The organism is Streptomyces sp. NPDC004629 (assembly GCF_042873595.1).
In the GTDB taxonomy this organism is placed as follows: Bacteria; Actinomycetota; Actinomycetes; order Streptomycetales; family Streptomycetaceae; genus Streptomyces.
Window position 1 is genome coordinate 111309 of record NZ_JBIALO010000003.1, and the last position, 15100, is coordinate 126408.

Sequence of the window (15100 nt, forward strand, 5' to 3'; positions counted from 1 at the left end):
CGAGCTGGGCAGGCCACCCACGCGGCCTAGGCCAACCCCGTGGGGAGACCCCACCGCCCGGCGAAGACCAACCACGCGCGGAGACCCGATCGCGAGACGAAGACCAACCGCGCACGGAGACCCAACCACCCGGCGAAAACCAACCCCACGGGCAGACCCAACCCCCTGCCCAAGACCACCCCCGCCGGGAAACCCACCCCCTTGCCCAAGACCAACCCCGCGGGCAGACCCAACCCCCCGCCCAAGACCACCCACGCACGGAAACCCAGCCCCCCGCCCAAGACCACCCCCGCGGAGGCGACCGCCCGCGGCGGCTGGTGCTCTCGCTCGTGCCGGGAAGCGACCCGCTCGCGGAACTGACCCGCCGGATCCCCGAGCTGGCCCCGCTCCTCCCGGCCGCGGCGCACCCGGCGCCGGCGCCCGAGGAGCCCGTTGACCCCCGGTTCGCCCGCGCGGTCGGCGAGGCCGTCGCCGCCTGGGCGGGGCGTGAGGCGCCCGGAACGGCCCGCCCGGTGGTCGTCGTGGACCAGTTCGAGGAGGCGTTCACCCTCTGCGCCCACGAGGCGGACCGACGCGCCTTCATCCGCATCCTGCACGCCGCCTGCACGCCCGCCGGACCGGACGCCCCGGCCCCCGTACTCGTCGTCCTCGGCATACGCGCCGACTTCTACGAGCAGTGCCTCGGCTATCCCGAACTGGCCGACGCGCTCCAGCACCGGCACATGGTGCTCGGCCCGCTGACCGCCACCGAGCTGCGCGAGGCCGTGACCGGACCGGCCAAAGCGGTGGGCCTGGAGCTCGAACCGGGACTCGCCGAGCTGATCCTCCGCGAGGTCAGCGCGGACGGCCCGCGCGGCGCGCACGACGCGGGCGTGCTCCCGCTCCTCTCCCACGCGCTGCTCGCCACGTGGCAGCGGCGCAAGGCGGGCAGACTCACGCTGGCCGGCTACCGCGCGGCGGGCGGCATCCAGGGCGCGGTGGCGGCGACCGCCGAGCGCGCCTGGTCCGGCCTCGACCCGGAGGCGCGCACGGCGGCCCGGCTGCTGCTGCTCAGGCTGGTCCGGCTGGGCGAGGACACCCAGGCCACCCGCAGACGGGGCACGCGGCGCCAGCTGGCCGAGGAGTCGACGGACCCGGACGGTACGGAGGAGTCGCTCGAAGCCCTCGTCCGCGCCCGGCTGGTGACGCTCGACGCGGACACCGTCGAGATCACCCATGAGGCGCTGCTGCACGCCTGGCCGCGGCTGCGGGACTGGATCGACGAGGACCGGCAGGGCAACCTGCTGCGCCAGCGCCTGGAGGAGGACGGCCGGGCCTGGGAGGGCTCGAACCGCGACGCGTCGCTACTCTACCGGGGTTCCCGGCTGGAACAGGCCCGCGCCTGGGCGGCGTCCGCCGGTGACACCTCCCTGACCCGGAGCGCCGCGGAGTTCCTGGCCGCCTCGGTCAGGCTGCGCAAGCGCACGGTTCGGATCAGCCGGGGCGCGGTGTCGGCCCTCGTGGTGCTCGCGGTCCTGGCCGTCGGCTCGGCGGTGATCGCCTGGCAGCAGCGCAACGACGCGGTGTTCGAGCAGGTGGTCGCCGAGGCCGATCGCGTCCAGTACACGGATCCGTCGCTGTCCGCCCAGCTCGATCTCGTCGCGCACCGCCTCCGGCCGGGCGACGAGGGCGCCAGCAACCGGCTGATCTCGATCGTGAACGCCCCGCTGGCCACGCCGCTGCTCGGCCACACCGGCGCCGTCTACCTCACGTCGTTCAGCCCGAAGGGCAACGTCCTGGCCACCGCCAGCTACGACCGGACCGTACGGCTGTGGGACGTGACGGACCGGACCCGCCCCAAGCCGCTCGGCAAGCCCCTCACCGGCCACTCCAGCTGGGTGAGCAGCGCCGTCTTCAGCCCGGACGGCCGCACCCTCGCCAGCGCCTCCGACGACGGCACCGTACGCCTGTGGAACGTCGCCTCCCCCAGCCGCCCCCGGGCGCTCGGCACCCCGCTGAACGGGCACGACGGCACCGTCTACCTGCTCGCCTTCAGCCCGGACGGCCGCACCCTGGCCGCGGCCACCGACCGGCACGTCGTACGGCTGTGGGACGTACGCGACCCGGGCCGGCCGAAACCGCTCGGCGCCCTGACGGGACACACCCACGCCGTCCGTTCCGTGGCCTTCGACCCCAGCGGACGGACGCTGGCCGCGGGCGCGGACGACGGCTCGATCAGGCTGTGGGACATGACCGATCCGCACCGGCCGGCCCGGCTCGGCACGCCGCTGACCGGGCACACCACGACGGTGCACTCCGTGGCGTTCAGCCCGGACGGGCGCACCCTCGCCAGCGGCAGCGCGGACGACACCGTACGCCTTTGGGACGTGGCCGATCCGCGCCGCGCGGCACCGCTCGGCACCCCGCTCACCGGGCACACCGGCCCCGTGTGGTCGGTGGCCTTCAGCCCGGACGGCAACGTGCTCGCCGCGGCCAGCGCGGACAGCACCGCGACCCTGTGGAACGTCAGCGACCCGGCCTATCCGTCCCAGGTCGGCGAGCCCCTGTCCGGCGGCAGCGGCGAGATGTACGCGCTGGGTTTCAGCCCGGACGGGCGCACCCTCGCCACCGGCAGCGGTGACAGCAAGGTCCGGCTGTGGGCGCTTCCGACCTCGGACATGATCGGCCGCATCGGCGCGTTCCGGCGCGACGGGCATGTGCTCGCCACCGCCGCACGCGACGGAAAGGTCCGGCTGTGGAACATCGCCGACCCGGGCCGGCCCACGCTGCTGTCCGAACCCTTCATGCCGGGGGACGGCGACGTACGGACCCTGGCGTTCTCCTCCGACGGCCGTGTCCTCGCGGTGCGGATGGGAAACCGCTCGCTACAGCTGTGGAACGTCTCCGATCCCTACCGGCCCGTCCCCTACGGCGCGCCGCTCACCCTGCGGACGCGTTTCACGGGCCCCAACGCCCTCGCCTTCGCACCGGACGGACGCACCCTGGCCACCGCCTACGACGACCGCACCATCCGTCTGTGGGACGTCAGCGACCCGGCCGACCCGGTGCCGCTCGGCAAGCCCCTCGCCGGCCACAAGGGCTACGTCAACTCCCTCGTGTTCGCCCCCGACGGCCGCAGTCTGGCGAGCGGCAGCGCGGACGGCACCGTACGGCTGTGGAACGTGGCCGACCCGCGCCGCGCCACACCCGTCGGCAGCCCCCTCACGGGGCACCTCGGACCGGTCAACACGCTCGCCTACCGCCCGGACGGCCGGACACTGGCCAGCGGCAGCGACGACGACACGGTACGACTGTGGGACATCAGCGACCCGGCCGGGCCCACCGCGCTGGATGCGCCGCTCACCGGGCACACCGAGGCGGTCGTCTCGCTGACGTTCAGCCAGAACGGCGACACCCTGGCCAGCGGTGGCAACGACAACACCGTACGGCTGTGGGACGTCGCCCACCCGTCCAAGGCGTCCCCGATCGGCCAGTCGCTGAGCCCGAACGCCAAGACCGGCAACTTCCTGGCGTTCAGCCCCAACAGCCGCATGCTCGGGGTGTCGAGCGGCGCCGACACCGTACGGCTGTGGAACCTGGACGTCGACCAGGCCATCCGCCACATCTGTGCGACGACCCGGGGGGTGCTGACACGGGAGAAGTGGCACGAGTACCTGCCCCGGCTCTCGTACGACCCCCCGTGCGGCCGCTGACAACCCGGCGGGGAACCGTGATCCAGATCACAAGTCCCGCCCGCTGTCCGACAGTTGGCTCCCGCCGCCCGACCACCCTTGTTACCCTTGGCCATAGCTCGACCGCTGGTGCATCCCCCGTCGCCAGCGGTCGAGCGCTTCCAGCCCGCGTGGGCAGACACCCGAAGCGCGGATCATGCTTCTTCCAGGGCTTGCCCGAACTCACGCAGCACTTTGCCGTGGCGGCTGCGGGCCAGTTCGTGCCCGACACCTATGGCGAGCGCGACCGGCCATTCGATGAGTTCGAGCGCCGTGAGGAAGCCGAGGCCCGCGAGGAACGCGAGCTGCTCCTTGGGCGGCAGTTCGATCCGCAGGTCGCCCACGCGGACGATCACCGCATTGTCGGAGACGACGTGTTCGGCTGCGGCGCGGGGCCCGCGGGACCTCTTGATCGGAACCGGCGCGCCGGCATGCGCGGTGCCGGGATCTGTCCTGCTTGCTTGCGCGGTCATGGCGTGTTCCGTTTCAACGGCCGGTGCCGGGCATCCGCTCGATGCCCCTCTCCCACGCTAGCCCCATACCCCCAGGCCCCCCAGCCCGGAAGACGCCAAAGACCCCCGACCACGACCGGTCAGGGGCCTTCATGCTGGTGGGGCTAACAGGATTTGAACCTGTGGCCTCATCCTTATCAGGGATGCGCTCTAACCAACTGAGCTATAGCCCCGCCGCGCTCTGCGGTGTGTTTCCCGCGCGCTGACTCCTGAAGATTAGCGCACGACCGGGGCAGTCCCAAAATCGGTTGTCGCAGGCCGCACGGCAGAGGTTTGGCGGGCGCCGCGACGCGGTACCGCCCGCGCTACTCGTCCTCCGCCAGCGTCAGTTCCACGCCCCCGACGAAGCCCGCGGAGAGGTTGTAGATGAACGCGCCGAGCGTGGCGAGCGCCGTCGCGAGGACGACGTCGATGACCGCGATGATCGCCGTGAACATCAGCACGTGCGGAAGCGACAGGAAGGCCTGCAGGTCAAAGCCGTTCGCCTCGTTCGAGCCGGTCGCCTCCGAGATGGTGCCGCCGACGGTCGAGAAGACGCCCATCGCGTCCAGGACCATCCACAGCACCGCGGACGCGACGATGGTGCAGATGCCGAGCGCGATGGAGAGCAGGAAGCTGACCTTCATCACCGACCACGGGTCGGCCTTGGCCACCCGCAGCCGCGCCTTGCGGGTGCGGGGCGTGGTGCGTGCGCCGGTGCGCGCCCGGCGCACGGCTCCGGCTTCCGACCCGGACGCGGTCTGCGCCGGGTAGGCCTGCGGCGGGTGGTAGGGCCCGGCGGCCTGCTGCTGCCGTCGCTCGCCCGGCAGCGGCGAGGCACCGTGCGCCTCCCCTGCCGGGGGCTGGGCCGACTGCTGGGCGCCGGGAGCGGCCGGGCCCGCTCCAGCGCCGTAATGCTGGGTCTGCGAGCCTCGGGTGTCCGTCACAGTTCCCCCCTGGGATCCATGAGAGTCGGGCGAGTGCGGGTCGGTCGCGGGCGACTTGACCGGCTTCAGATTGGTCGTGTGCGGATCCGTCGTGTGCGCGGCGCCCGCGGCGGAGCCACGGCCGCCGCCGCCCGTTCCCTTACCGGAATCGTTGCCGGTCGGGGTACCGACCGAACCGGCGCCCGTGGCTCCGCTCACGATGACACACTCCTCGTGCTACTCGGCCGAGGGCGCCTCACCCTCGTCCGTGCCGGCGGTCGCGGCTTCCTCGGCGATCTCGTCCACGGCCACGTCACCGTCGACTTCCTCCGCCTCGCGCCCCGCCTCGGCGTTACGTGCGATACCGACGACGGCATCGCGCTTGCCCAGGTTGATCAGTTGGACGCCCATGGTGTCACGGCCCGTCTCCCTGACCTCGCTGACTCGCGTACGAATCACACCGCCGGACAGGGTGATGGCGAGGATCTCGTCACTCTCCTCGACGATCAGCGCGCCGACGAGCGAGCCGCGGTCCTCCACGATCTTGGCGGCCTTGATGCCGAGGCCGCCGCGACCCTGGACGCGGTACTCGTCGACGGCGGTCCGCTTCGCGTACCCACCGTCCGTGGCAGTGAACACGAACGTACCGGTTCGAACAACATTCATCGACAGAAGCTCATCGCCCTCGCGGAAGCTCATGCCCTTGACGCCCGAGGTGGCCCGGCCCATCGGCCGCAGGGTGTCGTCCGAGGCGGTAAACCTGATCGATTGCGCCTTCTTGCTGATCAGAAGCAGATCGTCGTCCGACGACACCAGCTCGGCCCCGATCAGTTCGTCATCGGAACCGTCCTCCCGCTCCCGCAGGTTGATCGCGATGACACCGCCGGAGCGGGGCGAATCGTAATCCTTCAGAGGCGTCTTCTTGACCAGGCCCGCCTTGGTGGCGAGGACCAGGTACGGCGCCGCCTCGTAGTCGCGGATCGCGAGGATCTCGGCGATCGACTCGTCCGGCTGGAAGGCGAGCAGGTTCGCGACGTGCTGCCCGCGCGCGTCCCGGCCGGCGTCCGGCAGCTCGTACGCCTTGGCCCGGTACACCCGGCCCTTGTTGGTGAAGAACAGCAGCCAGTGGTGCGTGGTGGAGACGAAGAAGTGGTCGACGATGTCGTCTTCCTTCAGCTTCGTGCCGCGCACGCCCTTGCCGCCGCGCTTCTGCGCCCGGTAGTCGTCCGTCTTCGTCCGCTTCACATAGCCGCCGCGCGAGACGGTGACGACGATGTCCTCCTCGGCGATCAGGTCCTCGATGGACATGTCGCCGTCGTAGGGCACCAGCATGGTCTTGCGGTCGTCGCCGTACTTCTCGACGATCGCCGCCAGTTCCTCGCTGACGATGCCGCGCTGGCGGACCGGCGAGGCGAGGATCGCGTTGTACTCGTTGATCTTCGCCTGGAGTTCGTCGTGCTCCTGGACGATCTTCTGGCGCTCCAGGGCGGCCAGTCGGCGCAGCTGCATCTCAAGGATGGCGTTCGCCTGGATCTCGTCGATCTCCAGGAGGTCCATCAGGCCGGTGCGGGCCACGTCGACGGTCGCACTGCGCCGGATCAGCGCGATGACCTCGTCGATGGCGTCCAGGGCCTTCAGCAGGCCGCGCAGGATGTGCGCCCGCTCCTCGGCCTTGCGCAGCCTGAAGCGGGTACGGCGGACGACGACCTCGATCTGGTGCGTCACCCAGTGCCGGATGAACGCGTCCAGGGAGAGGGTCCGCGGCACCCCGTCGACCAGCGCCAGCATGTTGGCGCCGAAGTTCGTCTGCAGGTCGGTGTGCTTGTACAGATTGTTCAGGACGACCTTGGCGACCGCGTCCCGCTTGAGGACGATCACCAGGCGCTGGCCGGTGCGCGAGGACGTCTCGTCGCGGACGTCCGCGATGCCGCCGATCCTGCCGTCCTTCACCAGGTCGGCGATCTTCTGCGCCAGGTTGTCCGGGTTGACCTGGTACGGCAGCTCGGTGACCACCAGGCACTGGCGGTTCTGGATCTCCTCGACCTCGACGACCGCGCGCATGGTGATCGAGCCGCGCCCGGTGCGGTAGGCCTCCTCGATGCCCTTGCGGCCCACCACCAGGGCGCCGGTCGGGAAGTCCGGGCCCTTGATGCGCTCGATGAGCGCGTCGAGGAGCTCCTCGTGCGAGGCGTCCGGATTCTCCAGGCACCACTGGGCGCCGGCCGCGACCTCGCGCAGGTTGTGCGACGGGATGTTGGTCGCCATGCCGACCGCGATGCCCGCCGAGCCGTTGATCAGCAGGTTCGGGAAGCGGGAGGGCAGGACGGTCGGCTCCTGGGAGCGGCCGTCGTAGTTGTCCGTGAAGTCGACGGTCTCCTCGTCGATGTCGCGGACCATCTCCATCGACAGCGGCGCCATCTTGCACTCGGTGTAGCGCATGGCGGCCGCCGGGTCGTTGCCCGGGGAGCCGAAGTTGCCGTTGGAGTCGACGAGCGGCATGCGCATCGCCCACGGCTGGGCCAGGCGGACCAGCGCGTCGTAGATCGAACTGTCGCCGTGCGGGTGGTAGTTGCCCATGACGTCGCCGACGACGCGGGCGCACTTGTAGAAGCCGCGTTCGGGCCGGTAGCCGCCGTCGTACATGGCGTACAGGACGCGGCGGTGGACGGGCTTGAGACCGTCACGGACATCGGGCAGCGCGCGGGACACGATGACGGACATCGCGTAGTCCAGGTACGAGCGCTGCATCTCCGTCTCAAGCCCGACGGGCTCGATGCGCATGGTGGTGTCGCCGCCCTCGGCCTCGGGCGTGACTGGGGTGTTGTCGTCGGCCATTGCTGGTGAAGATCCTTCCCGGTGCGGTCAGCTGAGACCGACTCAGATGTCGAGGAAGCGGACGTCCTTGGCGTTGCGCTGGATGAACTGGCGGCGGGCCTCGACGTCCTCGCCCATCAGGACCGAGAACAGGTCGTCGGCCTGGGCGGCGTCGTCGAGGGTGACCTTGCCGAGGACCCGGTGGTCGACGTCCATCGTCGTCACACGCAGTTCCTCGGCGTTCATCTCGCCGAGGCCCTTGAAGCGCTGGATCGAGTCCTCCCTGATGCGCTTGCCGCGCTGGCGGCCCAACTCGATGAGGGCGTCGCGCTCGCGGTCGGAGTACGCGTACTCGGCGTCCTCCCGGCCCCACTTGATCTTGTAGAGCGGGGGCCGGGAGAGGTACACATGGCCCCGCTCCACGAGGTCCCGCATGAAGCGGAAGAGGAAGGTCAGCAGCAGGGTGTTGATGTGCTGGCCGTCGACGTCGGCGTCCGCCATCAGGATGATCTTGTGATAGCGGAGCTTGTCGATGTCGAAGTCCTCGTGCACGCCCGTGCCGAAGGCGGAGATCAGCGCCTGGATCTCCTGGTTCTGCAGGATCTTGTCGATCCTGGCCTTCTCGACATTGAGGATCTTGCCGCGGATCGGAAGGATCGCCTGGTACTGCGGGTTGCGGCCGGACTTGGCCGAACCGCCGGCGGAGTCGCCCTCGACGATGAAGATCTCGCACTTGGCCGGGTCGTTGGACTGACAGTCCGCCAGCTTGCCCGGCAGGGACGCGGTCTCCAGCAGGCCCTTACGACGGGTCAGGTCGCGGGCCTTGCGGGCCGCCACGCGCGCGGTGGCCGCCTGGATGCCCTTGCGGATGATGTCCGAGGCCTCGTTCGGGTTGCGGTCCAGCCAGTCGTTGAGGTGCTCGTAGACGGCCTTCTGCACAAAGGTCTTGGCCTCCGTGTTGCCCAGCTTGGTCTTCGTCTGGCCCTCGAACTGCGGCTCGCTCAGCTTGACCGAGATGATCGCGGTCAGACCCTCGCGGATGTCGTCGCCCGTGAGGTTGTCGTCCTTCTCGCGCAGCAGCTTCTTGTCGCGCGCGTACTTGTTGATCAGCGAGGTCAGAGCCGCCCGGAAGCCCTCCTCGTGCGTGCCGCCCTCGTGCGTGTGGATGATGTTGGCGAAGGAGTACACGCCCTCGCTGTAGCCGCTGTTCCACTGCATCGCGACCTCAAGGGACAGGCTCTTGTCCTTGTCCTCCGCCTCCAGGTCGATGACGGTGGGGTGCACCACGTCTCCCTTACGGGAGTTGAGGTACTTCACGAAGTCGACGATGCCGCCCTCGTAGTGGTACGTGACCGACTTGACCTCGTCCTTCTCGTCGGCGCCCGCCTCATCGGCGCCCGAGGTGGCCTTCGCCGACTCGCGCTCGTCGGTGAGCCGGATGGTCAGGCCCTTGTTGAGGAACGCCATCTCCTGGAAGCGCCGCGAGAGCGTCTCGAAGGAGTAGTCGGTGGTCTCGAAGATGTCCGGGTCGGCCCAGAAGGTGACCGAGGTGCCGGTCTCCTCGGTCACCTCGTGCTCGGCGAGTGGAGCCGTCGGCACGCCCATCTTGTAGTCCTGCGTCCACCGCCGGCCGTCGGTCCTGACCTCGACCGACACCTTGCTCGACAGGGCGTTGACGACGGAGACGCCGACGCCGTGCAGACCGCCGGAGACCGCGTAGCCGCCGCCGCCGAACTTGCCGCCCGCGTGCAGCACGGTCAGCACGACCTCGACGGCCGGCTTGCCCTCGGAGGGGACGATGCCGACCGGGATGCCACGGCCGTTGTCGACGACGCGGACGCCGCCGTCGGCGAGGATCGTCACGTCGATCGTGTCCGCGTGCCCGGCCAGCGCCTCGTCGACCGAGTTGTCGACGACCTCGTACACCAGGTGGTGCAGACCGCGCTCGCCGGTCGAGCCGATGTACATACCGGGTCGCTTGCGAACCGCGTCCAGACCCTCAAGCACGGTGATCGCGCTGGCGTCGTACGAGGCGGTGACCTCGCCGTTCGCGCCGGCGTCAGTGGACGGGATGTTCTCGTTGGGGTTGCCGGAATCGGCCACGAAGCGCCCTTTCTGGCACAGCACGAGCCAGGCTCGTCGGCGGGTTGCCGGAGCGGCTGCGGCATGTTGCGTTGGTAAGCCTTGATCAGCGTTGCTCAGCTTTTCCCGGACGGTCCCCACGTTCGGGGCGGGATTGGCTTCAGTCTACCGGTAGCGCCGACAGTGATGGGGGTTTGCCGGTACCTGAGTCCCCATGTGCCGCCCTCAACCGGTCTCGGCCGGGTCCCGATATACGGAAGGGGGCTCCAAGAGGCTCACAGCGCCACTCAGCGCTTCCGGCTGTCAACCCCTGGCTACTCCAGGGTCAGCTCGCGCCGGGCGACCGCGCGCGATCCCCCGGCGGACCCGCCCGCGACGGTCCGACACAGGCGCCCGACCAGCAAAGATGTGAGGTCGGTCACCTGATCGGCCCGCCCGTCGCAACGCCGCTCCACGGCCCCGTGAGCGCCCCTCTCGGTGAGGTGCCGGTCACCCATAGGTGTCGCCGGGGCCCGTGCTGCCCGGGGCGCGCAGGGGGCCGTAGCGACGGGTGGTGCCACCCGGACCGTGCACCTTGATCAGCTTCACGGTGCCGTGCCCCAGGTCTTCGTTCAGGCGGGCGACCAGCGTCGGCGCGAGCAGCCGCAGCTGGGTCGCCCACGCCGTGGAGTCGCACTGCACGGACAGGACGCGCTCGTCCTCGTCGTAGCGCTGCGGCACGCAGTGCTTGGCGAGGTCGTCGCCGACGATCTGCGGCCAGCGGCCCATCACCCCGCCCACCGCGGCGGGCGCCTCCCAACCGCGCTCGGTGATCAGCCGGTTGATGGCGGCGCCCAGCGCCATCGGGTCGCGGCCGTCGGCCCGCGCGCCGGAGCGCAGCCCCCCGCGCCGCGCCTGCTTCTTCTGCCGCGCCGCGTCCCCACGCGCGCGTGCCGCCTCCTTCGCCGCGCGCAGCGCCACGCGCGCGAGGTCGACGCCCGAGGGCTCGGGAGACCGCTCGGGCCGCGCCGGGGCCGGCTCGTCGGTGCTCATGCGCGCTCCACCCTCCCGTCGGACACCGCGTACCGGGCCCCGGCCAGGACGTCCGGTACGTCGTCGTCGACCGCAGCGGTCACCAGGACCTGCTCGCCCGGCGCAACCAGTTCGGCCAGCCGCTCCCGCCGCCGGGCGTCCAACTCGGCGAAGACGTCGTCCAGGACCAGCACCGGTTCGTTGCCCTCCGAGCGGAGCAGGTCGTACGAGGCCAGGCGCAGCGCCAGCGCACAGGACCAGGACTCGCCGTGCGAGGCGTATCCCTTGGCGGGCAGCCGGCCGAGTTTGAGGATCACGTCGTCCCGGTGCGGGCCGACGAGGGTGACGCCACGCTCGATCTCCTGCTTGCGCGCCTCGGCGAGCGCGGCCGTCAGCTGGCCGTACAGCTCCTCGCGCGTGTGGGCCTCGCCGGGCGCGGACGGCTTGTACTCCAGGGCCACGGGACCGCCCCCAGGGGCCAGTTGCTCGTACGCCTTGTCGGCCAGCGGCTCGATCGCGGCGATCAGGTCGAGGCGCTGGGCGAGCAGTTCGGCGCCCGCGCGCGCGAGGTGCTGGTCCCAGACGTCGAGCGTGGACAGATCCATGGCCCGGCCGCCGTGCCTGCGGGCCAGCGCGGCCGATTTCAACAGGGTGTTGCGCTGCTTGAGGACCCGCTCGTAGTCGGAGCGCACGCCGGCCATCCGCGGCACGCGGGCGGTGATCAGCTCGTCCAGGAAGCGGCGCCGCTCCCCGGGGTCGCCCTTGACCAGCGCCAGGTCCTCGGGCGCGAACAGCACGGTCCGTACGATGCCCAGCACGTCCCGGGGCCGGACCTGCGCGGACCGGTTGACGCGGGCGCGGTTGGCCTTGCCGGGGTTCAGCTCCAGCTCGACCAGTTGCTGCCGCTCGTCCTGTCTGACCTGGGCCCGGATGATCGCGCGTTCGGCCCCCACGCGGACCAGGGGGGCGTCCGAGGCGACGCGGTGGCTGCCCAGGGTGGCGAGATAGCCGACCGCCTCGACGAGGTTCGTCTTGCCCTGCCCGTTGGGGCCGACGAAGGCGGTGACGCCCGGGTCCAGCGGGACCTCGACCCGGGCGTACGAGCGGAAGTCGGCCAGCGAGAGATGCGTGACGTGCATGGTCGTTCGCCGACCTCCCCCAACGTTGTGGACCGACGGGCGGCCCTGTGGATTACTTCTTCTCGACCGCGTGGCCGCCGAACTGGTTCCGCAGCGCCGCGATCATCTTCATCTGCGGCGAGTCGTCCTGCCGCGAGGCGAACCGGGCGAACAGCGACGCGGTGATCGCGGGCAGCGGCACCGCGTTGTCTATGGCGGCTTCCACGGTCCACCGGCCCTCGCCGGAGTCCTGTGCATAACCCTTGAGCCCGGCCAGGTGCTCGTCCTCGTCGAGGGCGTTCACCGCGAGGTCCAGGAGCCAGGAACGGATGACCGTCCCCTGCTGCCAGGAGCGGAAGACCTCGCGCACGTCCGTGACGGAGTCGACCTTCTCAAGAAGCTCCCAGCCTTCCGCGTACGCCTGCATCATCGCGTATTCGATGCCGTTGTGGACCATCTTCGCGAAGTGGCCCGCGCCGACCCTGCCGGCGTGCACCGAACCGAAGTCGCCCTCCGGCTTGAGCGCGTCGAAGACCGGCTGCGCCTTGGCGACGTGCTCCGCGTCGCCGCCGTACATCAGCGCGTAGCCGTTCTCCAGGCCCCAGACCCCGCCGGAGACACCGCAGTCGACGAAGCCTATGCCCTTGGCGGCCAGTTCCTCGGCGTGCTTCTCGTCGTCCGTCCAGCGGGAGTTGCCGCCGTCCACGACGACGTCACCGGGCTCCAGCAGACCGGCCAGCTCGTCGATGGTGGACTGGGTGGGCTCGCCGGCCGGGACCATCACCCAGACCACGCGCGGGCCGGAGAGCTTACCCACAAGCTCTTCCAGGCTGTGGACATCCGCGAGGTCCGCGTTGCGGTCGAATCCGATGACGGTGTGGCCCGCGCGGCGGATCCGCTCGCGCATGTTGCCGCCCATCTTGCCGAGGCCGACGAGACCGAGCTCCATCAGTTGCTGTCCTTCGGTTGCTGTGTGACGTATGGGGCACGTTCGTACCCGCGTCCGAGCCTAAACCCGGGCCGCCATGCACAGCTGTGGGCATACGCGCTCATGCGTACGCCCCTCACCTGGGGCTTTGCCGGTACGGACGGTCAGCCGCTGAGGCGCACCGGCATGATCAGGTACTTGTAGGCCTCATCCGCCTCGGCGTCCACCGCGGGCCTGCCGCTGAGCAGCGCAGGCTTTGTGGACGTCGTGAACGACAGCTGCGCCACCGGCGAGTCGATGGCGCTCAGGCCGTCGAGCAGGAACGTCGGGTTGAAGGCGATGGAGATGTCGTCGCCCTCCAGCTGCGCGTCGACCCTTTCCACAGCCTGTGCGTCGTCGCTGGAGCCGGCCTCCAGGATGAGCACGCCCTGCTCGAAACTGAGCCGCACCGGGGTGTTGCGCTCGGCGACCAGGGCCACGCGCTTGACGGCCTCCACGAAGGGGGCGGTCTCGATCACGGCGACCGAGTTGAACTCCGTCGGGAACAGCGTGCGGTACTTCGGGAGGTCGCCCTCCAGCAGGCGTGTGGTCGTCCGCCGGCCCGCGCCCTCGAAGCCGATCAGGCCCTCGCCGGCACCGGAGCCGGACAGGGCGAGGGTCACGCTGTCGCCGCTGGTCAGCGCCTTGGCGGTGTCCAGGAGGGTCTTGGCGGGCACCAGGGCGACCGCGGAGGCGTCCGGGTTCTCGGGCTTCCACAGGAACTCGCGGACCGCGAAGCGGTAGCGGTCGGTTGAGGCCAGCGTGACGGTGTCGCCCTCGATCTCGATGCGCACACCGGTCAGGACGGGCAGCGTGTCGTCGCGTCCGGCCGCGATGGCGACCTGTGCGGCGGCGGAGGCGAAGACCTCGCCGGGGACCGTGCCCGTGGCGTTCGGCATCTGCGGCAGGGCCGGGTACTCCTCCACAGGCAGGGTGTGGAGGGTGAACCGCGAGGAACCGCAGACCACCGTCGCCCGTACACCGTCTGTGGAAATCTCCACCGGGCGGTTGGGCAGGGCGCGGCAGATGTCGGCGAGCAGGCGGCCCGAGACGAGGACCGTGCCCTCCTCCTCGACCTCCGTCTCGACGCTCACGCGCGCGGAGACCTCGTAGTCGAAGCTGGACAGGCTCAGCTGGCCGTCCTCGGCCTTCAGGAGGAGGCCGGCGAGGACAGGCGCCGGCGGACGGGCCGGGAGGCTGCGTGCCGCCCAGGCCACTGCCTCCGCGAGTACGTCGCGTTCCACCCGGATCTTCACCGTAAGCCGCCTCCTGCTGTTGCTACTGAGTCCTACGACCCGGTGTCACTGCCCCATCGGTGGGGAAGAACACCGACGACCAGTCTGACGCACCGCACTGACAGTAGGTGCCCGTCGGGGTCAAGTCGTGCCGGGGGGCGGTCGGGCACGAGAGGGCGAGTTGTGCACAGGCCCCGCTTCGAAACGGATTCCGCTCTCTCTCTGATTGGGAGTAGTAGTAGGGCCTGTGGATACCGTGGATAACCACGTTTGCCCTGCTCAGCGCGGAAATTTTGTCCACCGGCCCTGTGGGCGGAGGCGGTGGACAACCCGGGGTCTCTGTGGAGAACAAGAAGTTCTGCACACCCCACCCACAGCCTGGGGCCACTTCTCCCCAGCTGCGTCCCCAGGTTTACCCGGGTTTCCCACAGCCCAATCCGGCAGCTTGGTGTGACGCCTTTCACTCGACGCGGTGATCGGGTGCGTCGTGTTGCCGAACAGTGGACAGAGATGTGGAGAAGCCCGGGATCACTGGGGACAACCGGCCCCAGCCTGTGGGTCGGCGGTGGACAACTCCGTGCACAGCCTGTGGATCTCTACTTTGTCCACAGCCTGTGGAAATCTTTTGTCCACTGATCCACAGCCGGGTGACCTGCCTCGATGTTCCCTCACCTGGCCGGGCTGTGGATACGTTCTGGACAACTCGGCGGTCCCCAGGATGTGGACGGAAGAAAGTCACCGAATCT

Annotated in this window: 8 protein-coding genes, 1 tRNA gene and 1 pseudogene; 1 reads left to right on the forward strand and 9 read right to left on the reverse strand. The window is 70.2% G+C overall.

Annotation, left to right across the window (positions count from 1 at the left end; translation table 11 throughout):
- Positions 1 to 311: 311 nt before the first annotated feature.
- Positions 312 to 3692: pseudogene (locus ACFYTE_RS05810) on the forward strand (WD40 repeat domain-containing protein); the annotation flags it as partial.
- Between the two features lie 173 nt (positions 3693 to 3865).
- Here the strand turns inward: ACFYTE_RS05810 and ACFYTE_RS05815 are convergent.
- From ACFYTE_RS05815 to dnaN, 9 genes are all read right to left on the reverse strand, one after another.
- Positions 3866 to 4183, reverse strand: coding sequence for a hypothetical protein (locus tag ACFYTE_RS05815; RefSeq protein WP_388705405.1), 318 nt, complete (start codon positions 4181 to 4183; stop codon positions 3866 to 3868).
- Positions 4184 to 4318: 135 nt separating this feature from the next.
- Positions 4319 to 4395 (reverse strand) — tRNA-Ile (locus ACFYTE_RS05820).
- A 132-nt stretch (positions 4396 to 4527) separates the two neighbouring features.
- Positions 4528 to 5346, reverse strand: a complete 819-nt coding sequence (locus ACFYTE_RS05825; RefSeq protein WP_388705407.1) for a DUF3566 domain-containing protein — start codon at positions 5344 to 5346, stop codon at positions 4528 to 4530.
- A gap of 18 nt (positions 5347 to 5364) precedes the next feature.
- The gene (gene gyrA / locus ACFYTE_RS05830; protein WP_388705410.1) at positions 5365 to 7962 is read right to left on the reverse strand and encodes a DNA gyrase subunit A; all 2598 of its coding nucleotides are present in this window, start codon (positions 7960 to 7962) and stop codon (positions 5365 to 5367) included.
- A gap of 42 nt (positions 7963 to 8004) precedes the next feature.
- On the reverse strand, positions 8005 to 10068 hold the full coding sequence (gene gyrB, locus ACFYTE_RS05835) for a DNA topoisomerase (ATP-hydrolyzing) subunit B (protein WP_388705413.1): 2064 nt from the start codon (positions 10066 to 10068) through the stop codon (positions 8005 to 8007).
- Between the two features lie 444 nt (positions 10069 to 10512).
- On the reverse strand, positions 10513 to 11055 hold the full coding sequence (locus ACFYTE_RS05840) for a DUF721 domain-containing protein (RefSeq protein WP_388705416.1): 543 nt from the start codon (positions 11053 to 11055) through the stop codon (positions 10513 to 10515).
- Positions 11052 to 12173 carry a DNA replication/repair protein RecF gene (recF, locus tag ACFYTE_RS05845; RefSeq protein WP_388705418.1) on the reverse strand — a complete coding sequence of 374 codons (1122 nt, stop codon included), beginning with the start codon at positions 12171 to 12173 and terminating at the stop codon, positions 11052 to 11054. Before recF ends, ACFYTE_RS05840 begins: the two co-directional genes overlap by 4 nt.
- A 52-nt stretch (positions 12174 to 12225) precedes the next feature.
- The gene (gene gnd, locus ACFYTE_RS05850) at positions 12226 to 13101 is read right to left on the reverse strand and encodes a phosphogluconate dehydrogenase (NAD(+)-dependent, decarboxylating) (protein ID WP_388705420.1); all 876 of its coding nucleotides are present in this window, start codon (positions 13099 to 13101) and stop codon (positions 12226 to 12228) included.
- 143 nt (positions 13102 to 13244) lie between these two features.
- Positions 13245 to 14375: a DNA polymerase III subunit beta gene (dnaN, locus tag ACFYTE_RS05855; protein WP_388705423.1), complete on the reverse strand. Its 1131-nt coding sequence runs from the start codon at positions 14373 to 14375 to the stop codon at positions 13245 to 13247.
- Positions 14376 to 15100 lie beyond the last annotated feature (725 nt).